The sequence below is a fragment of the Sphingobium sp. LB126 genome (assembly GCF_002795205.1).
Classification (GTDB): domain Bacteria; phylum Pseudomonadota; class Alphaproteobacteria; order Sphingomonadales; family Sphingomonadaceae; genus Sphingobium; species Sphingobium chungbukense.
The window spans coordinates 1-20,662 of sequence record NZ_NETV01000001.1 but is presented as its reverse complement, the minus strand read 5'-3'; the positions used below and the strand labels follow the sequence as shown (position 1 = coordinate 20,662).

General features: G+C 62.0%; 14 protein-coding genes and 18 pseudogenes. 27 read left to right on the top strand and 5 right to left on the bottom strand.

Annotation, left to right across the window (positions count from 1 at the left end; all coding sequences use genetic code 11):
* Positions 1-78: 78 nt before the first annotated feature.
* From CAF53_RS27925 to CAF53_RS27890, 7 genes and pseudogenes are all read left to right on the top strand, one after another.
* Positions 79-271: pseudogene (locus CAF53_RS27925) on the top strand (glycosyl transferase); the annotation flags it as partial.
* Position 272: 1 nt separating this feature from the next.
* Positions 273-378, top strand: a pseudogene (locus tag CAF53_RS27920) (glycosyl transferase); the annotation flags it as partial.
* 179 nt (positions 379-557) lie between these two features.
* Positions 558-1,148: pseudogene (gene clpP, locus CAF53_RS00090) on the top strand (ATP-dependent Clp endopeptidase proteolytic subunit ClpP); the annotation flags it as partial.
* 177 nt (positions 1,149-1,325) lie between these two features.
* Positions 1,326-1,897, top strand: a 572-nt coding sequence (locus CAF53_RS27915) for a ClpX C4-type zinc finger protein (RefSeq protein ID WP_242443338.1), incomplete at its 3' end; no start/stop codon positions are given.
* 463 nt (positions 1,898-2,360) lie between these two features.
* Positions 2,361-2,421 (top strand): annotated as a pseudogene (locus tag CAF53_RS27900) (hypothetical protein); the annotation flags it as partial.
* Between the two features lie 662 nt (positions 2,422-3,083).
* Positions 3,084-3,175: pseudogene (locus CAF53_RS29215) on the top strand (hypothetical protein); the annotation flags it as partial.
* Between the two features lies 1 nt (position 3,176).
* Positions 3,177-3,365, top strand: a pseudogene (locus tag CAF53_RS27890) (hypothetical protein); the annotation flags it as partial.
* A gap of 3,022 nt (positions 3,366-6,387) precedes the next feature.
* Here the strand turns inward: CAF53_RS27890 and mtgA are convergent.
* The 3 genes and pseudogenes from mtgA to CAF53_RS27880 form a co-directional block, all read right to left on the bottom strand.
* Entirely contained in the window at positions 6,388-7,080 is a 693-nt protein-coding gene (gene mtgA, locus CAF53_RS00075; RefSeq protein ID WP_046763035.1) for a monofunctional biosynthetic peptidoglycan transglycosylase, read from the bottom strand.
* A 156-nt stretch (positions 7,081-7,236) separates the two neighbouring features.
* Positions 7,237-7,610 (bottom strand): annotated as a pseudogene (locus tag CAF53_RS27885) (competence/damage-inducible protein A); the annotation flags it as partial.
* A gap of 1 nt (position 7,611) precedes the next feature.
* A partial coding sequence (locus CAF53_RS27880; RefSeq protein WP_242443337.1) for a competence/damage-inducible protein A occupies positions 7,612-7,998 on the bottom strand: 387 nt, incomplete at its 3' end.
* A gap of 76 nt (positions 7,999-8,074) precedes the next feature.
* Between CAF53_RS27880 and map the strand changes: the two genes are divergently transcribed.
* From map to CAF53_RS00045, 6 genes and pseudogenes are all read left to right on the top strand, one after another.
* Positions 8,075-8,905, top strand: coding sequence for a type I methionyl aminopeptidase (gene map, locus CAF53_RS00065; RefSeq protein WP_046763034.1), 831 nt, complete (start codon positions 8,075-8,077; stop codon positions 8,903-8,905).
* A 241-nt stretch (positions 8,906-9,146) separates the two neighbouring features.
* Positions 9,147-9,485: a P-II family nitrogen regulator gene (locus CAF53_RS00060; protein WP_007685085.1), complete on the top strand. Its 339-nt coding sequence runs from the start codon at positions 9,147-9,149 to the stop codon at positions 9,483-9,485.
* 129 nt (positions 9,486-9,614) lie between these two features.
* Positions 9,615-10,717: pseudogene (glnA, locus tag CAF53_RS00055) on the top strand (type I glutamate--ammonia ligase); the annotation flags it as partial.
* Position 10,718: 1 nt separating this feature from the next.
* Positions 10,719-11,027: pseudogene (glnA, locus tag CAF53_RS27875) on the top strand (glutamine synthetase); the annotation flags it as partial.
* Positions 11,028-11,172: 145 nt separating this feature from the next.
* On the top strand, positions 11,173-12,150 hold the full coding sequence (locus tag CAF53_RS00050; RefSeq protein WP_100236945.1) for an acyltransferase: 978 nt from the start codon (positions 11,173-11,175) through the stop codon (positions 12,148-12,150).
* Between the two features lie 67 nt (positions 12,151-12,217).
* Positions 12,218-13,267 carry a nitronate monooxygenase gene (locus CAF53_RS00045; protein ID WP_100238633.1) on the top strand — a complete coding sequence of 350 codons (1,050 nt, stop codon included), beginning with the start codon at positions 12,218-12,220 and terminating at the stop codon, positions 13,265-13,267.
* 5 nt (positions 13,268-13,272) lie between these two features.
* Here CAF53_RS00045 and CAF53_RS00040 read toward each other — a convergent pair whose 3' ends face one another.
* Positions 13,273-13,926 carry a histidine phosphotransferase family protein gene (locus CAF53_RS00040; protein ID WP_046763031.1) on the bottom strand — a complete coding sequence of 218 codons (654 nt, stop codon included), beginning with the start codon at positions 13,924-13,926 and terminating at the stop codon, positions 13,273-13,275.
* A 96-nt stretch (positions 13,927-14,022) separates the two neighbouring features.
* Positions 14,023-14,421, bottom strand: a complete 399-nt coding sequence (locus CAF53_RS00035) for a M67 family metallopeptidase (protein WP_100236944.1) — start codon at positions 14,419-14,421, stop codon at positions 14,023-14,025.
* A gap of 26 nt (positions 14,422-14,447) precedes the next feature.
* Here CAF53_RS00035 and CAF53_RS27870 point away from each other — a divergent pair.
* The 14 genes and pseudogenes from CAF53_RS27870 to CAF53_RS27815 form a co-directional block, all read left to right on the top strand.
* Positions 14,448-14,809, top strand: a pseudogene (locus CAF53_RS27870) (RluA family pseudouridine synthase); the annotation flags it as partial.
* Between the two features lies 1 nt (position 14,810).
* A partial coding sequence (locus CAF53_RS27865) for an RluA family pseudouridine synthase (protein WP_242443336.1) occupies positions 14,811-15,389 on the top strand: 579 nt, incomplete at its 5' end.
* 75 nt (positions 15,390-15,464) lie between these two features.
* The gene (gene rpoH, locus CAF53_RS00025; RefSeq protein ID WP_046763028.1) at positions 15,465-16,379 is read left to right on the top strand and encodes an RNA polymerase sigma factor RpoH; all 915 of its coding nucleotides are present in this window, start codon (positions 15,465-15,467) and stop codon (positions 16,377-16,379) included.
* A 264-nt stretch (positions 16,380-16,643) separates the two neighbouring features.
* Positions 16,644-17,018, top strand: coding sequence for a cytochrome c family protein (locus CAF53_RS00020; protein ID WP_100238632.1), 375 nt, complete (start codon positions 16,644-16,646; stop codon positions 17,016-17,018).
* A 141-nt stretch (positions 17,019-17,159) separates the two neighbouring features.
* Positions 17,160-17,860 (top strand): annotated as a pseudogene (locus CAF53_RS27860) (CoA transferase); the annotation flags it as partial.
* Between the two features lies 1 nt (position 17,861).
* A partial coding sequence (locus tag CAF53_RS27855; protein ID WP_242443335.1) for a CoA transferase occupies positions 17,862-18,407 on the top strand: 546 nt, incomplete at its 5' end.
* Between the two features lie 337 nt (positions 18,408-18,744).
* A pseudogene (locus CAF53_RS27850) lies at positions 18,745-18,863 on the top strand (hypothetical protein); the annotation flags it as partial.
* Position 18,864: 1 nt separating this feature from the next.
* A pseudogene (locus CAF53_RS27845) lies at positions 18,865-19,006 on the top strand (UDP-glucose 6-dehydrogenase); the annotation flags it as partial.
* A gap of 1 nt (position 19,007) precedes the next feature.
* Positions 19,008-19,105 (top strand): annotated as a pseudogene (locus tag CAF53_RS27840) (hypothetical protein); the annotation flags it as partial.
* A gap of 1 nt (position 19,106) precedes the next feature.
* Positions 19,107-19,310 (top strand): annotated as a pseudogene (locus CAF53_RS27835) (UDP-glucose 6-dehydrogenase); the annotation flags it as partial.
* A gap of 1 nt (position 19,311) precedes the next feature.
* Positions 19,312-19,464: pseudogene (locus tag CAF53_RS27830) on the top strand (UDP-glucose 6-dehydrogenase); the annotation flags it as partial.
* A gap of 1 nt (position 19,465) precedes the next feature.
* Positions 19,466-19,790, top strand: a pseudogene (locus tag CAF53_RS27825) (UDP binding domain-containing protein); the annotation flags it as partial.
* 1 nt (position 19,791) lies between these two features.
* A pseudogene (locus CAF53_RS27820) lies at positions 19,792-19,861 on the top strand (hypothetical protein); the annotation flags it as partial.
* Position 19,862: 1 nt separating this feature from the next.
* Positions 19,863-20,089 (top strand): UDP binding domain-containing protein (locus CAF53_RS27815; protein WP_242443334.1); only part of this gene is annotated, 227 nt, incomplete at its 5' end.
* Between the last annotated feature and the right edge of the window lie 573 nt (positions 20,090-20,662).

Genomic DNA, 20,662 nt, shown 5'->3' with positions numbered 1-20,662 from the left:
CCGCCGGTTTCGAGATCGAGACGGAAATCAGCGTCCATGCGCTGGAGCTCGCCATGCCGGTGGCCGAGGTCGTCACCNCCTATGGCGCGCGGCCGGAAGGGTCGGTGAGCAAGCTTTCCACCTATCGCGACGGCTGGCGCATCTTGCGGACGATCATCACCCTCTACCGTATCGAGCGGCCGATATTGTTCTTCGGTATCATCGCCGTGCTGTTGGCTGCGACCGGACTGGCCCTGGCGGCTCCGCTGATCCTCACCTATATGAAGACCGGNCTCGTGCCGCGCTTCCCGACCGCCATTCTCGTGACTGGCCTCATGATCCTCGCCACGCTTTCGGGCATGTGCGGCCTGATCCTGGATACCGTGGTGCGSSGGCGGCNGGAGGTGCGGCGGCTGGCCTATCTCGCCTTCAAGGCACCTTCCGACTTTGCCCGGCGCGATTGATCCCGTGCGGGACGACCGGCCGATCTCATCCGCGTTGCACGCGACCCCTTGAACAGTCTGCCTTTTGTGCCGATGTAGAGAACGGGCAAAAAGCAACCACCCTGAAAGAGCAAGATGACCGATATCATGACCGATCCCATGGCCGCTCTGGTCCCCATCGTTATCGAACAGTCGAACCGGGGCGAGCGCAGCTTCGATATTTATTCGCGCCTGTTGCGGGAGCGGATCATCTTCGTGACCGGTCAGGTCGAGGATCACATGGCCTCGCTGATCGTGGCCCAGCTGCTGTTCCTTGAGTCGGAAAATCCGAAGAAGGACATCTGGATGTACATCAACTCGCCCGGTGGCGTGGTGACGTCCGGCATGGCGATCCACGACACGATGAAATATATCCGCCCGCAGGTGGGCACCGTCTGCATCGGCCAGGCGGCATCGATGGGCAGTTTCCTGCTGGCCGCGGGCGAGCCGGGCAAGCGCATCGCGCTCAGCAACGCGCGCATCATGGTGCACCAGCCGTCCGGCGGCGCGCAGGGCATGGCGTCCGACATCGAGATCCAGGCCAAGGAAATCCTGCGAATCCGCAGCCGCCTGAACAATCTCTACGTCCAATATACCGGCCGTTCGCTGGAGGAAGTGGAGCGCGCGATGGACCGCGACACCTTCCTGGAGGCGGAGGAAGCCAAGGCGTTCGGTCTGGTCGATGAANNGTTCGACCGCCGCCCGGCCGTGGCGGACTCGGCTGAAGGCTAAAAGCCATGTTTACCGCGACCCGTCCTTTTCTCCCCTTGTGAAACGGACGTGTCGCGGTCTAGGATGATCCTAGGACCACCATATCCCTCACCGCAGGCGGCAGTCGTCTGAAGAGGGAAGAGAGATTGGCGAATGACTAAGCTTACGGGCTCCGATTCTAAAAGCACGCTTTACTGCTCCTTCTGCGGCAAGTCGCAGCATGAGGTGCGTAAGCTGATCGCGGGGCCGACCGTGTTCATCTGCGACGAGTGCGTGGAACTGTGCAACGACATCATCCGCGAGGAGACCAAGGGCGGTCTCGTCGGCAAGAAGGATGGCGGCGTGCCGACCCCGCAGGAAATCTGCGATGTGCTGGACGATTATGTGATCGGCCAGAACCGGGCGAAGCGTGTCCTGTCGGTTGCCGTCCACAACCATTACAAGCGCCTGAACCACGGCACCAAGCCGGGCGAGGTGGAGCTGGCCAAGTCGAACATCCTGCTGGTCGGCCCGACCGGTTGCGGCAAGACGCTGCTGGCGCAGACGCTGGCCAAGACGTTCGATGTGCCCTTCACCATGGCCGACGCCACGACGCTGACCGAGGCGGGCTATGTCGGTGAGGATGTCGAGAACATCATCCTCAAGCTGCTCCAGGCGTCCGACTATAATGTCGAGAAGGCGCAGCGCGGCATCGTCTATATCGACGAAATCGACAAGATCAGCCGNCAAGGCCGNAAATCCTTCGATCACCCGCGATGTGTCGGGCGAGGGCGTGCAGCAGGCGCTGNTCAAGCTGATGGNAGGCACGACCGCGTCSGKTCCGCCGCAGGGTGGGCGCAAGCATCCGCAGCAGGAATTCCTTCAGGTCGACACGANCAACATCCTGTTCATCTGCGGCGGTGCGTTCGCGGGTCTGGAAAAGATNATCGGTGACCGCCTGGAAGCCAAGTCGATCGGCTTCGGCGCGCATGTCGCGGCGCCGGAAGAGCGCAAGACCGGCGAATTGCTNGCGTCAGAGCGAANCGGAAGATTTGCTGAAATTCGGCCTGATCCCCGAATTTGTCGGCCGTCTGCCGGTGATCGCGACGCTGGAGGATCTNGGACGTGACCGCTCTGGTCAAGATCCTGGTCGAACCGAAGAACGCGCTGGTGAAGCAATATGCCAAGCTGTTCGACATGGAGNATGTNGAACTGAGCTTCACCGACGATGCCCTCACCGCGATCGCCAAGAAGGCGATCGAGCGCAAAANCGGGGCACGCGGATTGCGCTCGATCCTGGAAGCGATCCTGCTCGATACCATGTTCGACCTGCCTTCGATGGAAGGCGTGGGTGAGGTCGTNGTCGACAAGGATGTNGGTCGCGGGCAGCAAGGAACCGATTCGCGTTTTCAGCGAAAAGGATAAGCGGGCCGAAGACGCCGCTTGAACTAATCCTTCCGACGGCATGAAATTCGAGGGGCCGGCGAGCGTTCGCCNGCCCCTTTTTCGTTGCCTCAGCGCACCTGCACAAAAATTCTTGTTGCGTTGCAAAATTGCACCACTGTTCAACAGCTCTGTCGATTCTCTTTAAAAACATTATAAATCAAATTGTTAAGCCATTTTTCCCTGAGCTTCGAATGGTGNTTTTCGGGGTGGATGGGGCGTGCATCACTGGATTTCTATTATATTGTCGTAAAACTGTAATCAGAGCATCACAGGGCCGTCGCCACGCGCCGCTAGGCGGTGGCGCACTCAATAAAGTGAGTGACTTACGGGGTGTCCGGTCNGGGTGGCCGGGCGGGCCCAAAAGGGGAATTGAAGATGAGGGACCTCAAGATTTTTCTCGCCGCGTCCGCGGCGGCTGTTGGCGTTGCCGGCGCGATGATTGCTNCTGCACATGCGCAGGAAACGACGTCGACCATTCGCNGCACGGTGACCGCCAATGGTGCGCCTGTCGCAGGTGCTCAGGTCAAGGTGACCCATGTTCCTACCGGAACCGTTTCGAACGCAGTGACGGACTCCTCNGGCGGATTCACGACCGCAGGCTTGCGCGTCGGCGGGCCTTACACCGTCCAGGTGATCGCGTCGGGCTATACGACTTCCACCGTCACCGACATCCAGACCGCCGTCGGTCAGACCTTCGCGCTGCCGATCGAACTCGCCGAAGAGGGCGACGCGATCGTTGTGACGGCCTCGCTCGTCCGGGGTGCAGGCNATATCTCGGCAGGTCCGGCCAATGTGATGACGGCTGAGGAGATCAGCAAGATCGCATCGGTCAANCCGCGACATTCGCGACATTGCCGCGCGCGATCCGTTCGCGACGCTGGACACCAGCCAGACGACCGGTCGCCAGGTGTCCTTCGCGGGGCAGAATCCGCGCTTCAACCGCTTTACCGTCGACGGCGTTCCCATCACTGACAGCTTCGGCCTCAATCCCGATGCGCTGCCGTCGCGTCGTGGCCCNGGTGCCGCTGGATTCGATCGGCCAGTTCGNAACCAAGGTCGCGCCCTACGACATCCGCGAAGGCNTTTTTCCANGGCGGCGTTTCCAACGCGATCCTGAAGTCGGGCACCAACGAATTCCATGGCACCGCCTTCTACACCTTCAGTTCCGACGAGCTGACCGGCAAGAAGACCAAATCCTATATCCTCAATCCNGACCGGCCGGATCGTCCAGCCCAATTTCACCAGCAAGGATTTCGGCGCCGAGATTTCGGGTCCGATCATCAGGGACAAGCTGTTCTTCATGATCGCGGCGGAGCGCGTGCGCGCCGCTCGTCCGGTCGCCTTCGGCACGCAGGAAGATAATGCCGGAACGCCCGTCATCGGCGCCCATGATGCCGATCTGGAACGGATCACGCAGATCGCCCAGAACAGATATAATTATGATCCGGGCGGCATCCTGCGTTCGGACNGCGACAAGGACGATCGCGTCGTCGGCAAGATCGACGCCAACCTGTCGGATACGCAGCGCGTTTCGTTGACCGGCCTCTATACGAAGGACGAACTGAACGTCAGCACGACCACCGGCACCCGCGACCTGGGCCTTGCGTCCAACGCCTACAAGAAGCCGAACAAGATGAAGGCGGGCATCGTCAACTGGAACGCGGACTGGACCGACCGCTTTTCCACCGAAGCGCGCGCGCTCTACAAGACCTATGATAGCGGTCAGTTCCCGTTGATGGGCCGTAGCGCGCAGATGTCGATCTGCGCGGCGCCGACTTCGGAGCCTCGTAACGTGACGACGGGGACGCCGCCCCAGCCCAGCGTCGCCACCAATGTCAGCACCGTCTGCCCCACCGGCACGCCGCAGTTCGTCCTAGGTGCCGGTGGCCCCAGCCAGTCGAACATCCTGAAAATCCGTACCTNGGGTGGATCGGTTTCGGCCAAGCTGAAGGCCGGCGACCATAATTTCCGCATGCTGGCGGAATGGAACCACACCAAGTCGTTCAACATGTTCGTGAATCCCTCGGCGGGCACTTATTATTTCGACAGCATCCAGGATTTCGCCAACGGCACGGCGCAGTCCTTCAGCTACAATAATGCAGGTTCGCTCGATCCGGCCGATGCCGCGGCGAGCTTTTCCTACGATGCCTATACTTTCGGCCTTCAGGATGACTGGCGGGTCAACAGCCAGCTGACTGTCGGCCTGGGTCTGCGCTACGACCTGTTCGGCATGGACAGCAAGCCAGCGGTGAACCCGAACTTCTCGCGCCGCTACGGCTTCACCAATGCCAGCAATATCGGCGGGATCGGTCTGCTCCAGCCGCGTTTCGGCTTCACCTATAAGCCAACCCCGCGCCTTACCGTTCGCGGCGGCGGAGGTATCNTTGGCGGCGGTTCGCCGGACGTCTATATCGGCAACAGCNTCTCCAACACTGGCGTCATCAACACCTCGATCACGGCGCGCCAGACCGACGGTGGCGTGTATCAGTTGAACGGAACGGCCAATGCGTCTGCCGGCGCGATCCTGAACAATCCGTCCTTCACAACCGTTCCAGCGGCGGCGGATGTCGCGGTTCAGGCAGCGGCCGCGGGCCTTTCGTCCAATCCCAATGCGACCACCTCGCTCAATGCGATTGATCCGAATTTCAAGGCGCCGAACCAATATCGCGGCACGTTGTCGGTCGATTACAACGCCAATCTGGGTGCGCTTGGCGATGGCTGGCGTTTCGGCGCGGACCTGCTCTATTCGAAGGTCCGGGAACAAGTGATGGTAGTCGACCTTCGGTCGGTTCCGGTCCCGGGTTCCTTCACGCCGGACGGTCGCCAGCGTTATACAAGCGCTATCGGCNATGCAGGCGACACGGGGCAGGACCTGCTGTTGACCAACACCAAATATGGTCGTGGCTGGATCGGCGTGCTGCGCGCGGAAAAGAGCTGGGACTGGGGTCTGACGCTGGGCGGCGCCTATACCTATCAGGATGTGCGTGATGCCGGGGCGCTGACCTCGTCGCAGGCCGGATCGATCTATGGCAACGGCGCCAATTACGATGCGAACTTCGGCGGCCNGGGGCATTCGAACGATGAGGTCCGTTGGGCCTTCCGTTACAATGCGTCGTTCGAGCGGGCCTTCTTCGGCGATTACAAGACGCGTCTGGACATATTCGGCACGACGCGTGCCGGTGCGCCCTACAGCTATACCATGCAGGATCTGTCGGGCGGACGTTCGGGTGTGTTCGGCACGGCGGGCAGCGCGCTGCGCTACCTCTTCTACGTGNCGACCGGTATCAATGATCCACTGGTCACCTATGCGCCCACCGTGGTGAACGGCGTCACGACCCTGACCGCCGCCCAGGCGGCGCAGCGGATCGACGATATCATCGAAAGCTCGGGCCTCNAAAACTATCGGGGGCAGATCGCGCCGCGCAATGCCTTCCGTTCCAAGGCGTTCACGCGCATTGACTTGCATGTCGAGCAGGAACTGCCGCTGCCGCTCGGAGCCCGCTTCTCGCTGTTCGCGGATGTCGAGAACTTCACCAATTTGCTGAACCACAAATGGGGCCAGCAGTTGCGGTCGAGCTTCCCGTTCCGCAAGGTAGTGGCGAAGGTCAGCTGCGCGAACACGGCCTGCACACAGTATAAATATCAGGAGCCCAGCTCCGACACCGTGCTGGCGGATGAGCTGGTGACCACCAATGGTTCCTCGCTCTACGCGGTCCGCATCGGCGCGCGCATCAGCTTCTGATCGCTGATATGATGGAAAGGAAAGGGCGCGGCGTGATCCGCGCCCTTTTCATTGGACGCAGCTATCCAGCCTGTCGCGCTGGACGATGCCGATACGGGCGGCGATGCTGTTGCCGTAGCGGCGGGTGAAGCCGTGCGGATCGATCGCCTCGCGCTTCTTGGGAAGGGGCAGGACGGCGGCGAGGCGGGCGGCTTCGGCGCGGGTCAGGCGCTGGGCGCCATGGTGGAAATAGCGGATCGCCCCGGCCTGGACGCCATAGGTGCCGATGCCGGTTTCCGCGACGTTCAGATAGACTTCCATGATCCGGCGCTTGCCCCAGATCGCCTCGATGAGGAGCGTGAACCAGGCCTCCAGCCCCTTGCGCAGGAAGCCGCCGCCCTGGAACAGGAAGACGTTCTTCGCCGTCTGTTGGCTGATGGTCGATCCGCCGCGAATGCGGCCGCCGCTGGCATTGTGGCGCATCGCCTGGGCGATGGCGACGGCGTCGAAGCCGTGATGGCTGCAAAAGCGGCTGTCCTCCGCCGCTATGGCTGCGCGGGCCATGTCCGGATCCAGTTCGTCCAGGCTCGTCCAGTCCTTGGTGATGCCATGGGGATCGAAGAGCATCGTCCATGTCACCGGCGGGGGCACGAAACGGTAGATCACCACCATCAGCAGCGAAAGGGCGATGAATCCGCCGAGGATCTTGAGGGGAATGCTGACCCAACGGGAGCGGCGGCGAGCGGAGGTCTTTGCGAGCATTGCGTCGTGGTAACGCGATCTCCACCGGGTTCAAGATGTGGCGGCGGGTGTGATGGATTTTGGATATTTTCCAGCATTGCCGTCCTCGACGCCCCGGATCAAGTGCGAGGCGACGGTAAGGCTGGCATCAGCCTCCCACCCGATATCGACGTGTAATCAGATGCCGCCCGGCACGGCCGGCCAGCCGCCCCGTTCCAGCGCGGCGCTGAGGTCCGCGGTGCAGCGGTCCAGGGCCGCCGCATCGGTCGATCGGATCACGAAATTGGCGCCGGTCCGGCCTTCGCGGAAGAAGGGATAGCTGCCGATCTGGCAACCTTCATGCGCATGCTCGGTCGTGCCGAGCAGGTCCGCGATCTCGCTTTCCGCGACCCAGCAGCCGATGGTGGCCGACAGCACCGGCAGGCCGCCTTCCAGCTTGCCGGTCAGGCTGTCCAGCATCCCGGCCGTGATATGCGGCACGCCCGCCATGATGTAGATATTGCCATGGCGGATGCCCGGCGCGCCCGACATGCGGTTTTCGATCAGGCTTGNCCCCGCCGGCACCCGCGCCATGCGCAGCCGGGCCTCGGTCAGCCCGCCGCGCGTTTCATAATAGCCCGACAGCATCGTGCGGGCGCCCTCATGGATTTCCACCCCTACGCCCAGTGCGCGGGCGATCGCGTCCACGGTGATGTCGTCATGGGTCGGGCCAATGCCGCCGGTCGTGAACAGATAGTCGTTGCGTGCCCGCAGCGTGTTCACCGCCTCGACGATCGCGTCGCTGTCGTCGGCCACGACGCGCACTTCATTGAGGCGAATACCCTGGACGTTGAGCCAGGTCGCTATCTGGGAAACATTCTTGTCCTGCGTACGGCCCGAGAGAATCTCATCGCCGATGACGACCAGCGCTGCGGTCCAGATGCGGTTGGTATCGGCCATGAGGCTGGCCATAGCCTGTGCCGCGTGCCCTGCCTAGCCCCTCGCATTATGTCGCATCCTTGCCTATAATCGGTGCATGACCGATTATATGACGATGACGGCGGACGCGCCGATTTCCCGCTCGACCGCGATCAAGCTCTATGACGCGGCCGGTTTCGAAGGCATGCGCAAGGCCGGGCGGCTGGCGGCGGAAATACTGGACGCGCTGGTCCCGCATGTCGTGCCGGGCGTTACCACCGGCGAGCTGGACGACATCGTGCGCCGCATGACCCTGGACGGCGGTGGCGTGCCCGCGACCTTGGGCTATCGTGGCTATACCCATAGCTGCTGCATTTCGCTCAACAACGTCATCTGTCACGGCATTCCGGGCGATTATCGGCTGAAGGACGGCGATATATTGAATATCGACGTGACGCCGCTGGTCGACGGCTGGCATGGCGACACCAGCCGCATGTATATTTGCGGCGAAACCTCCATCAAGGCGCGGCGGCTGGTCGAGGTGACCTATGAATGCCTGATGCTGGGTATAGAGCAGGCGAGACCCGGCAATCATCTGGGCGACATCGGCCATGCCATCCAGCGTCATGCCGAAAAGCATCGCTATGGCGTGGTCCGCGATTTTTGCGGTCATGGCCTGGGGCGGGTGTTCCACGACAGTCCGGAGGTGGTCCATGTCGGCCGTCCGGGCACGGGCCCGGAACTCAAGCCGGGCATGTTCTTCACCATCGAGCCGATGATCAACATCGGCAAGCCTGGCGTGAAGATGATGGAGGACGGCTGGACCGCGGTGACTCGCGACCGCACGCTGTCGGCCCAGTTCGAGCATAGCATCGGCATCACTGAGACAGGCTGCGAAATCTTCACCAGGAGCCCGGCCGGACTCGACGCGCCTCCCTATAAGCTCTGATCATTGCAAGACTGCCTAAAAAATGGGCAGAATGTCATGAAATTGCCCGGAATCCGGGCAATATGGACAAAAGTTGTTGCATCGCGGAAAGCAGATTCCAGCGATTCGCTATTTGGCATGGTAATTGATTGGGATGAGAGGCGGTGCTTGCCTTTGGGGGGCACGATGATCGTCTCGAGAAGGAACGAAGGGCGGGATCGTATCCGCCACTCAGCGCGCGATTGATTTGGGATACCTGAAGATGAAAAAGATCGAAGCGATCATCAAACCGTTCAAGCTCGACGAAGTGAAGGAAGCGCTTCATGAAGTCGGTGTGTCGGGCATCACCGTCACCGAGGCGAAGGGCTTTGGCCGCCAGAAGGGCCATACGGAGCTTTATCGGGGTGCGGAATATGTGGTCGACTTCCTGCCCAAGGTGAAGCTGGAAGTCGTGGTCGACGATTCGCTCGCCGAACGGGTGGTGGAGGCGATCTCCGCCGCCGCCCAGACCGGCCGCATCGGCGACGGCAAGATCTTCATTTCCAATATCGAGGGCGCGGTGCGCATCCGTACCGGCGAGCGCGACAGCGACGCCATCTGATTTTCCACCAGAGTCTCGCGAGCTTGCAGGGGGCTGGCGGAGGTCTGGTGGGCGTTAACGAAACACCCCCTCCGGGGGAGCATCAACCTACCCCTTCGGGGGGTATTTTTGAAAGAAGGGCAAGTTCACATGGCTAACACGCCTAAAGACATCCTGAAGATGATCGAAGAAAAGGAGATCGAATGGGTCGATGTCCGTTTCACCGATCCCAAGGGCAAGTGGCAGCACCTGACCATGGTGTCTTCGGTGCTGGGCGAGGATGAACTGACCCAGGGCCTGATGTTCGACGGTTCGTCGATCGAAGGCTGGAAGGCGATCAACGAATCGGACATGATCCTGAAGCCCGACCTAGACGCCGTCTATGTCGATCCGTTCAGCGCCACGCCGATGCTGATCATCTTCTGCGACATCGTCGAGCCCGACACCGGCGAACTCTACGCCCGCGACCCGCGCTCCTGCGCGAAGCGCGCCGAGGCGTTCGTCAAGTCGGCCGGTTTCGGTGACACCATCTATGTCGGCCCGGAAGCCGAATTCTTCATGTTCGACGACGTGCGCTTCGAGAATGACTATTCGCAGAGCTACTTCAAGATCGACGATATCGAACTGCCGACCAACACCGGCAAGGAATATGAAGGCGGCAACCTGGGCCACCGTCCGCGCGCCAAGGGCGGCTATTTCCCCGTCGCGCCGGTCGATCCCTGCACCGACATCCGCGCGGAAATGGTTTCGACCATGCTCGAAATGGGCCTGCCCTGCGACAAGCACCACCATGAAGTGGCCGCTGCCCAGCACGAACTCGGCCTGACCTTCGGCACGCTGGTCCAGACCGCCGACCGCATGCAGATCTATAAGTATGTCGTGCAGATGGTCGCCCAGGCCTATGGCAAGACCGCGACCTTCATGCCGAAGCCGATCGCGCAGGATAACGGTTCGGGCATGCACACCCACATGTCGATCTGGGAAAACGGCAAGCCGCTCTTCGCGGGCGAAGGCTATGCCGGTCTGTCGGAAACCTGCCTCTACTTCATCGGCGGCGTCATCAAGCACGCCAAGGCCCTGAACGCCTTCACCAACCCGACCACCAACAGCTACAAGCGTCTGGTGCCGGGCTTCGAAGCCCCGGTTCTGCTGGCCTATTCGGCTCGCAACCGTTCGGCCTCCTGCCGTATTCCTTACGGCGCGGGTGCCAAGGCGAAGCGCGTCGAGTTCCGCTTCCCCGACGCGATGGCCAANCCCTATCTGTGCTACGCCGCGCTGCTGATGGCCGGCCTCGACGGCATCGAGAACAAGATCCATCCGGGCGCCGCGATGGACAAGAATCTCTATGACCTGCCGCCGGAAGAGCTGAGCCAGGTGCCGACCGTTTGCGGTTCGCTGCGTGAAGCGCTGAACAGCCTCGAAGCCGACTATGAGTTCCTGCTGAAGGGCGACGTGTTCACCAAGGACCAGATCGATGCCTATATCGAATTGAAGTGGCCCGAAGTGTACCGCTGGGAAATGGCTCCCTCGCCGGTTGAATTCGACATGTACTACAGCGCCTGATTTTTCGGGATTGTTGCAAGAAAAGGGCTCGGTCACGAAAGTGGCCGGGCCTTTTTCTTTGTCTGTCGATCGCGGTGGGCGAGGGGAATTGTCTATTGATACAGTAATTTACCGGCAATTTACCGATGGATGCGATGAGGCTCTCATGCCGCATGGTTCCCGCCGCATCCGTTCCGTCCACTATCTGCGTGCGATCGCGGCGCTGATGGTGGTTATCTATCACGCCTTCTCCTACCATCTGATGGCGGTGGACCACCCTGCGGTGGCCAATTGGTTGAAGCAAGGCGTAGGCCTGTTCTTCGGGATTTCAGGCTATGTGATGGTGGTGTCCACATCGCCGTTGCCACCCAGCCCGGCACATTTCCTCTGGCGGCGGGTCGAAAGGATCGGACCGCTCTACTGGATCGCGACCCTCTGCGTCGCCATCGGTGCGGGTGAAGGAAATGGCTGGAAGCTATTCTCCTCCCTGCTCTTCCTGCCATCCATGGGCGTGGCGGGTGGGCCCGTCCTGCCAGTCGGCTGGACGCTCAATTTCGAGATGGCTTTCTATATCCTGTTCGCGATCTTCCTGCCTCTGCCCCGGCGGATCGCCGTTCCGCTTCTGGCGTTGATTCTCATCCTGGCGTCTTGTAGCAGCTTTCTCCTCCGTCCTCCGGCCCTGCTTGCTTATTATGGCCAGCCGCTTCTGCTCGACTTCGTCGCCGGCATGGTGATCGCCCATTTTCATGTTCGGCTTCCTGGATGGCTGTTGCCGCTGGGCTTCCTCCTTCTTGGGGTGCTGCCGTTGTTGACGGACATGCGGCCCCTGACCGTCACCCTGCCGGTGGCCGTGATTCTGGCCTCCGCCCGATCACTCGACGGCAGGTTGAAGGACTGGTTCCTTCCAACTTTGCTTGGGGAAGCCTCCTACGCCATCTACCTGTCCCATCTGTTCGTCATACTTCCCGTGCTGGCTGTTATGGGACAGCATAATCCGATCGGCTTCGTCGTCGCGGTTCTGGGTTCGGTCCTTGCGGGCATTACCGTGCACCGATTTGTTGAAATCCCTCTGCGGGACATTGCGGCGAGACTGGCCTCGCGGAAAATCAGCCTGGGAGGCCAGCCGGGCGAGCAGGCGGCGTGAGAGTGGGGGGCAAAGCGGTCGATGGTCATGGTTGCATGGCAGGTCGCCTATGCTCAAAAATCGGCCCATGTCACTGATCGAGTCGCTGGGCTTGGCCCATCCCATCATTCAGGCGCCGATGGCGGGCGTTTCCACGCCGGACATGGCGGCGGCGGTTTCCAATGCCGGAGCGCTGGGCTCGATCGCGGTGGGCGCGACCGATGCGGAGGGCGCGCGCGCGATGATCGAAGCGGTGCAGGCGCGGACCAACCGGCCGTTCAACGTCAATCTTTTCACCCATGATCCGGCACAGCGCAACGCCGACCGGGAGCGGGCCTGGCTGGAGGCGCTGACGCCGCTCTTCCACCGCTATGATGCCGATCCGCCTGCGCGCCTGCGTGAAATCTACCGTAGCTTCGTTGAGGATGACGCGATGCTGGCGGTGCTGGTCGATCGGGCGCCCGCGGTCGTCAGTTTCCATTTCGGCCTGCCCGATGGCGGGCGGATCGCTGCGCTGAAGCAAGCGGGATGCCTGCTGATTGCCACGGCGACCTGCCTGGATGAAGCCTGCCAGGCGCGGGAAGCCGGGATCGATGCCGTCGTCGCGCAGGGCGATGAAGCAGGCGGTCATCGGGGGATTTTCGATCCTGACGGGCCTGATGAGCGACTGGATTGTCTCGCCCTGACGCGGCTCCTGGTGGCGCAGGCCGGGCTTCCGGTCATCGCCGCAGGCGGGATCATGGATGGGGCAGGGGTACGTGCGGCGCTGGATGCGGGCGCTGTGGCGGCGCAGTTGGGCACGGCCTTCATCGCCTGCCCCGAAAGCAGCGCAGATACGGCCTATCGAGCCGCTCTTGCCGGTCCGGCGGCGCATCATACGGTGATGACCCGCGCCATATCGGGGCGTCCGGCGCGATGCCTGGCCAATCTTTTTACCCGATGGGGCGAGGATTGTGGGCTGGAGGCGCCCGCTTATCCCGTCGCCTATGATGCCGGCAAGGCGCTCAACGCCGCGGCGAAGGCTCAAGGCGAAGGCGGCTTCGGTGCGCAATGGGCGGGGCGGGGCGCGCCGCTGGCACGGGCAATGCCCGTGGCCGATCTGGTCGCTGCGCTTGCCGCCGAACTGGCGGCGCCCTGAAGGGGCTATTGGGCGTCTGGAATGGATGCGCCAAATAGCAGCATCGGTTCGCCCGCGGGCGACAGGGCGATTTCGCCGCCGGTGCTGGTGACGAGCGTGCGCACCATCCAGGCCGCGGAGGTCCGCGAGGCGAGTCCTTCGGGCGGCAGCGTTCCGGCCAGCGCGGCCCGCAGATCGGGGTCGAGCACCAGTTTCGGGCCCTCCGCACGCACCACGATTTCGGTGACGCCCGGCCGCCGTTCGGCGCCGATGTCGAGCTGTCCGCCCCGCACCAGCGCGTCGCCCGCGATCAGTGCAAGATTGAGAAGCACCTTCACCGGCAGCTTGTCGAGCATGTCCTCCTCGATCATCCAGCCGACCTTCACCCGGCCGGATGCGGCGAACATACCCTCGATCGCGACACGCGCTTCATGGGTGGGCACCGTATCACCGAAACCGCCCGCCGATCCGAAGGCCAGGCGGAAGAATTTGAGCTTGTTGGCCGAGGTCTTGGCACTGTCCGCCAGCAGGTCCAGGCAGCGCTGCCGCATTTCCGGGTCGGTTTCGTCCGCCATCAGCTCAAGCCCGTTGTTGAGCGCGCCCACGGGGCTCAGCAGATCATGGCACAGCCGCGAACAGAGCAGGCTGGCGAATTCAATGCTGTCGGTCGGATTGGTCATGAAGTCTCGCTGCCGCCGGAAGGAAAATCAGGAAGGGAATGAAAGGCTAATGCGCTGCCCCGCCGCATGATGCAAGCCCGGCCTGCCGCCTTTCCTTCACATGATATCGAGCAAAGCCTCAACAAATCGTGCATTTTCATCCGGCCCCGTCGCAACCCAGAGCCGCGCCGAACCGCCCCCGACGATCAGCCACAGGCTTCCGTCCGGCGCCGCGCTGGCTGCGTCGGTGGAGGAGGGGACTGGAACCCCGCTGGGGTGGGAATGATAATGGCCGGCAATCCGTGGTCCGCCTGAACGCTGGGCCTTGTGCGCGGCGATCAGGGCGGCCGGGTCGAGTTCGAAATGCCGTGCCGGGTCGGCCGCGACATTGGCGGCAGGACGGATCGTCTGAATATGCTCGGCCTCGCCCAGGAGCAGGCCGCAGACCTCAAGCGGCGTTGCCGCCGCTTCGGACATGATTTGTTCCAAAATGCCTCTTGCAATCCTGACCCTCATTCCTACATCCCTATCCAATGAATTCNGGGGTTTCCATCATTGAAGCGACGATAAGCGAGGCGCAGGACGGCATGCGGCTCGACAAGGCGCTCGCGGAGCTGGTGCCCGACCTGTCGCGCGAACGGCTGAAGGCGCTGATCGTCGAGGGGCAGGTGCAAACCGCCGGCCGTGCACCCAATCCGTCGATGAAGGTGCTGGTGGGGCAATCCTTCGCCATCACCTTGCCGCCGCCGGTCGAGGCGGAGGCAATCGCGCAGGACATTCCGCTCGCCATCGTACATGAGGACGCCGACCTGATTGTCGTCGACAAGCCGGCGGGGCTGGTGGTCCATCCGGCGGCGGGCAATCTCGACGGCACGCTTGTCAATGCGCTGCTCCATCATTGCCANGGGCGATTATCCGGCATCGGCGGCGTGGCGCGTCCCGGCATCGTTCATCGCATCGACAAGGATACTTCCGGCCTGTTGGTCGTTGCCAAGTCGGACCGTGCCCATGAAGGGTTGGCGAAGCAATTCAAGGATCATAGCATCGACCGGCTCTATGCCGCGATCGTCTATGGCGTGCCCGCGCCGGGCGCGGGCACGGTGGATAGCTGGATCGGCCGGTCCGACGCCGATCGAAAGAAAATGGCGGTTCATCGGGAAGGGCGTGGCAAGCATGCCGTGACCCATTACCGGACGGAGCAGAAGCTACGCGGTGCGGCTTTGGTCGAATGCAGGCTGGAAACCGGGCGTACCCATCAGGTGCGGGTGCACATGGCCCATCTGGGTCACCCCTTGATCGGCGATCCGGTTTACAGTAGAGAGAGAAAAGGTTTCAAATCGATACTGGAAACGCTGGGTTTCAAAAGGCAGGCATTGCACGCGAAACGGCTGGGGTTCATACATCCGGTAACGGGTGAGGCGCTCAGCTTCGACAGCCAACTGCCTGCGGATATGCAGGAACTGTTAAGCGAGCTTCACGTATAGGTTTGGATAAGTTTGCGACGGCGCTTCGAACGCCTCTTCTGGGTTCCGCCGCGCATGAAAGGGAAAGGTGACGACATGGCCGGAAAGACCAATGTCCCCGCGGTTCCTGCGCTGGGCGGTGAAGCCAGCCTCAACCGCTATCTGTCGGAAATCCGCAAATTTCCGATTCTGACGCCCGAGCAGGAATATATGCTCGCGAAGCGCTATGCCGAGCATGCGGACTCCGAAGCCGCGGCCCAGCTCGTGACGTCGCATCTGCGCCTGGTGGCGAAGATCGCCATGGGCTATCGCGGCTATGGCCTGCCGGTCAGCGAGCTGATCAGCGAAGGCAATATCGGCCTGATGCAGGGCGTGAAGAAGTTCGAGCCGGATCGTGGCTTCCGCCTGGCGACCTACGCCATGTGGTGGATTCGCGCCTCGATCCAGGAATTCATCCTGCGGTCCTGGTCCCTCGTGAAGATGGGCACCACCGCCGCGCAGAAGAAGCTGTTCTTCAACCTGCGCCGGATGAAGAACAATATCGAAGCGTTCGAGGATGGCGACCTGCATCCCGACGACGTCAAGAAGATCGCCACCGATCTGGGCGTCACGGAGGAGGATGTCATCTCCATGAACCGCCGCATGGCGATGGGCGGCGATACGTCGCTCAATGTGCCGATGCGCGAGGATGGCGAAGGCCAGTGGCAGGATTGGCTGGCGGACACCGATCCGTTGCAGGACGAACGCGTCGCTGACCGGCAGGAGAGCGAACTGCGCCACGACATGCTGGTCGAGGCGATGGACGACCTCAACGATCGCGAGAAGCATATTCTTGCCGAGCGGCGGTTGGCGGAAGAGCCCAAGACGCTGGAGGAACTCTCCCAGGTCTATGGCGTGTCGCGGGAACGCGTCCGCCAGATCGAGGTGCGCGCCTTTGAAAAGCTGCAAAAGGCGATGATGCGGATTGCGGGCGACAAGCTGGGCAAGGTGGCGCGGCTGGCGACCATCTGAGCGGGGCCAGCGAGAAGGAATGAAAGCCCCGGAGCGATCCGGGGCTTTTTCTTGGGAGCTTTGGCGTCATGGTTCNGGGGGCGGAAGCGAGGTGGCGGTTGTCCTGCCCGGTTCCGTTCGGGTGACAGAGTGGTTCCTCCATCCCCGTTCCTTCGTTCGCAAATCCGGGACTGCTTCAATCGGCGTTCAGACTCAGGCCGTTATCGGTATATTTGCGCGCACGGACATGGAATCCGATGAGCGAAGAAGGAAAGAGGGTTGCTGATGATTTCGAAACTCGTAGCGCTTGCCACCGCCATGCTGATTGCGAGCCCCGCACTTGCGCAGACGGGCGACGCTGCCAAGGGGAAGACGGTCTTCGCCCGCTGCATGGCCTGCCATTCCGTCGATCGCGGCGTGAACCGTCTTGGTCCTTCGCTTGCCGGGATAATGGGCCGCACGTCGGGCGCGGTCCCGGGTTTCGCTTATTCGCCCGCGATGAAGAACGCCAAGATCCGCTGGGATGCCAAGTCGCTCGATGCTTTTCTGACCAAACCCGCAGCGAAGGTGCCTGGCAGCAAGATGATCTTCGCGGGCCTGCCCAATCCCGCCGATCGCGCCAACCTGATCGCCTATCTCGCCAGCTCATCCGGCAAATGATCTGAAAACTATCCTATGGTGCGAAATAATTGTGCTGACCATCCTGCCTCGCTAACCTGCCGAAGCAACCGGCGCAGGAGAGGTGCGGGGACAGGAGCGGATGCGATTTTCCCATGACATGATGATGGCAGGAGCGCGGCCATGAACGGCCGGGCTCTTGAAGGGGTCAAGGTGCTGGATCTTTCACGGGTCCTCGCCGGTCCCTGGTCGACGCAGATATTGGCCGATTTCGGCGCCGACGTGATCAAGATCGAGTTGCCGGGTCGCGGCGATGACACCCGTGCCTGGGGACCGCCCTATCTGACCGGCGCCGATGGCCAGCCGGAAATCGGCACCAGCGCTTATTATCTTTCGTGCAACCGCAACAAGCGCTCCGCTGCGATCGACCTGGCGACGCCACAGGGCGCGGAGCTGATCCGCAGGCTGGCTGCGGAAGCCGACATCCTGGTCGAGAATTTCAAGGTCGGCGGCCTCAGGAAATATGGCCTCGATTATGAGAGCCTTTGCGAGATCAATCCGCGCCTCGTCTATTGCTCGATCACGGGTTTCGGCCAGAACGGACCCTATGCCGACCGTGGTGGCTATGATTTCGTGGCCCAGGGCATGGGCGGATTCATGAGCATCACGGGCGAGGAGGACGGCGGTCCGCTGCGCGCGGGCGTCGCCATGGCGGACCTGGCGACCGGCATGTACGCGACCGTTTCCATCATGGTGGCGTTCCGCCACGCCGAACGAACCGGCGAAGGGCAGCGGATCGATGTTTCGCTGCTCGATACGCAGATCGCGATGCTCGCCAATCAAGGCGCGAATTTCCTTGTCGGCGGCGTGGTGCCGGGCCGGCTNGGCAATCGTCATCCGACCATCGTGCCCTACAAGACCTTCGAGGTTGCAGACGGCGTGATGATCATCGCCATCGGCAATGACCGGCAGTTCCGGGCCTTTTGCGAGGAGATGGGGCATGCCGAACTCGGCGGCGATCCGCGTTTCGCCACCAGTGCCCAGCGGCTCATCAACCGCGATGCGATCGAGGCCGAGGTGCAGGAGATCGTCCGCCCCTTCGATCGTGACGAACTGATGGCGCGCTTGGTGGCGAGGGGCGTGCCTGCCGGACCGGTGAACACGATCAAGGATGTGTTCGAGGACCCCTTCGTCGAAGCGCGGCAGACCGTCCATCGCTTCCGTCGGGAAGAGGACGGCGTTGAAATCCCGACCGTCGCCTATCCGGCCAAGCTTTCTGTAACGCCCGCCGATTATCGATATTGCCCGCCCCGCGTGGGTGAGCATAGCCGGGAAATATTGGGCCAGTGGCTGGGCCTCGACGATGCCGCGCTCGATGCCCTGGCCAGCGAGGGCGCGATTGCCCAGCGCCCGGCCGATGGGAAGAAATGACGGCGATAGCGGCGGTTTCGAATTTCGAACGATCGCGTGCGAGGGGCGGGAGCGTCGACGTTTCCGCCTTTTTTCCATGGGCTAAACGCCTGATCCACGTCCATATGTGTCCATAGAGCGGCGGGCTGTGTTGCATCCATGCTGCGCAGCGCGGTATGCTGCGCTGCGTCAATCGCCGGCTGGTTCCGGCCAATTGGGCATCGGGCTCGGTCGGCTGGCGCCCAACCCATGATGAGGGATGAGGGTCCGTGCATCCGGTTTTTCCGGAAAGGATTTGTGCGTCCTGACATGATCGGTTGGCCATCGGTCGAAAGCCGTTTGAAGAAGGAGAATAGTGATGCGGATCGTTATGACCGGCTCGGGCTATGTCGGCCTGGTTTCCGGCGCGTGTCTCGCGGATTTCGGCCACGATGTCATCTGCGTGGACAAGGACGCGCGCAAGATCGAGCTGTTGCANGGGGGCGGCGTGCCGATCTACGAGCCTGGCCTTGCCGACCTCATCGCGCGCAACGTGAAGGCTGGGCGCCTGACTTTCACCACCGATCTTGCCGGATCGGTTAGCCAGGCCGATGTGGTGTTCATCGCCGTCGGCACGCCCGNCCGGCGTGGGGATGGTCATGCCGATCTCAGCTATGTCTATGCCGCCGCGCAGGAGATCGCGGCCAATCTGAACGGGTTCACCGTCATCGTCACCAAGTNCACCGTCCCGGTCGGCACTGGTGACGAGGTCGACCGCATCATCCGGGAGGCCAATCCCGATGCGCAGTTCGCCGTTGCCTCCAACCCGGAATTCCTGCGCGAAGGAGCGGCGATCCAGGATTTCAAACGGCCCGACCGCATCGTCGTCGGCATGGAGGATGAACGCGCCCGCCCGGTGATGGAGGAGGTCTATCGACCGCTCTANCTCAACCAGGCGCCGATCCAGTTCACTGGCCGCCGGACCAGCGAACTGATCAAATATGCCGCCAACGCCTTCCTCGCGATGAAGATCACCTTTATCAACGAGATGGCCGATCTGTGTGAAAATGTCGGCGCCGACGTCCAGCAGGTGGCGCGCNGGATTGGCCTGGATAACCGGATCGGTTCGAAATTCCTTCACGCCGGGCCGGGCTATGGCGGGTCCTGCTTCCCCAAGGATACGCTGGCGCTGGTCAAGACGGCGGAGGATGCGGGTGCGCCGATACGCCTCATCGAAACCACGGTGGCCATCAACGAGAGCCGCAAGCGGGCCATGGCGCGCAAGGTGGTGGCCGTGTGCAACGGATCGGTACGCGGCAAGACGATCGCGGTCCTTGGCCTGACCTTCAAACCCAATACCGACGATATGCGCGATGCGCCGTCGCTTTCCATCATCCAGGCCTTGCAGGATGGCGGCGCGCAGGTNACGCGCCTATGATCCGGAGGGCATGGATGCCGCCCGCGCGATGGTGTCGAACGTGGAGTTTTGCCACAATNCCTATAGCGCCGCGGAAGGGGCGGAGGCGGTGGTCATCGTCACTGAATGGGATGCGCTGCGTGCGCTCGACCTGCCGCGTCTCAAGGGCATCATGAACGGAGTCGGGCTGGTCGACCTGCGCAACATCTACCGGCCGGAAGTCGCGGAGGCGGCGGGATTCACCTATGTCAGCGTTGGCCGTGGCACCACGCCCGAGTTCGAGGAGCTGGTCCAGGCGGCTGAATAAGCCGCAACCCGCTTGCCCATCCCGTCTTGGGGATGGGCAAGCGGGCCACTACTCTTCAAATCTATTTTGGTTCCCATCGTAGCGATTTTGAAACGATGGCGGATTTCAAACATCGTTTCGCTTNGGCAAACAACAGTTCATCGCAAATTCCAAAAGAACACGACGAGTCGATATTGACCGGAAGTTTTTGTTAACCTTCATAGGAGACCCTACAGGGGTTAACTTCNGGGGTCGCAAACATGCCTGTCAAAATGACTGGCTCCATCTTTGGAGCCGGAATGTCCGTTCTTTGCATTTTCGCAGCGGGTGCCGCTACGATCATGACCAATGGGTCGACATCGAATACGACGTCGACAACAACGACGACTTTGCTGTCGTCCACCACCATTGCTCCGACGTCCTCAACAACGTCGAGCGTGAATGGTTCCTCAACGACGAACAGCGTGTCGGATTTTTCCACTTTCGACTTCGCCAATGGAACGAGATTGCCGGAAAAGGCGACGCTTTCGCTCGGCAATGCCAGTTTCCAGCCGGGCAGCAACATGGCCTATGTACCGGTGACACTGGATCGGC

What these genes read in the sequence shown, in the direction of transcription:
- mtgA (WP_046763035.1), bottom strand. Translation starts at nt 7,080, where the DNA reads ATGCTCGCAAAGACCTCCGCTCGCCGCCGCTCCCGTTGGGTCAGCATT.
- CAF53_RS00060 (WP_007685085.1), top strand. Translation starts at nt 9,147, where the DNA reads ATGAAAAAGATCGAAGCGATCATCAAACCGTTCAAGCTCGACGAAGTG.
- CAF53_RS00050 (WP_100236945.1), top strand. Translation starts at nt 11,173, where the DNA reads ATGCCGCATGGTTCCCGCCGCATCCGTTCCGTCCACTATCTGCGTGCG.
- rpoH (WP_046763028.1), top strand. Translation starts at nt 15,465, where the DNA reads ATGGCCGGAAAGACCAATGTCCCCGCGGTTCCTGCGCTGGGCGGTGAA.
- CAF53_RS00040 (WP_046763031.1), bottom strand. Translation starts at nt 13,926, where the DNA reads ATGACCAATCCGACCGACAGCATTGAATTCGCCAGCCTGCTCTGTTCG.
- CAF53_RS00045 (WP_100238633.1), top strand. Translation starts at nt 12,218, where the DNA reads ATGTCACTGATCGAGTCGCTGGGCTTGGCCCATCCCATCATTCAGGCG.
- CAF53_RS00020 (WP_100238632.1), top strand. Translation starts at nt 16,644, where the DNA reads ATGATTTCGAAACTCGTAGCGCTTGCCACCGCCATGCTGATTGCGAGC.
- map (WP_046763034.1), top strand. Translation starts at nt 8,075, where the DNA reads ATGACCGATTATATGACGATGACGGCGGACGCGCCGATTTCCCGCTCG.
- CAF53_RS00035 (WP_100236944.1), bottom strand. Translation starts at nt 14,421, where the DNA reads ATGAGGGTCAGGATTGCAAGAGGCATTTTGGAACAAATCATGTCCGAA.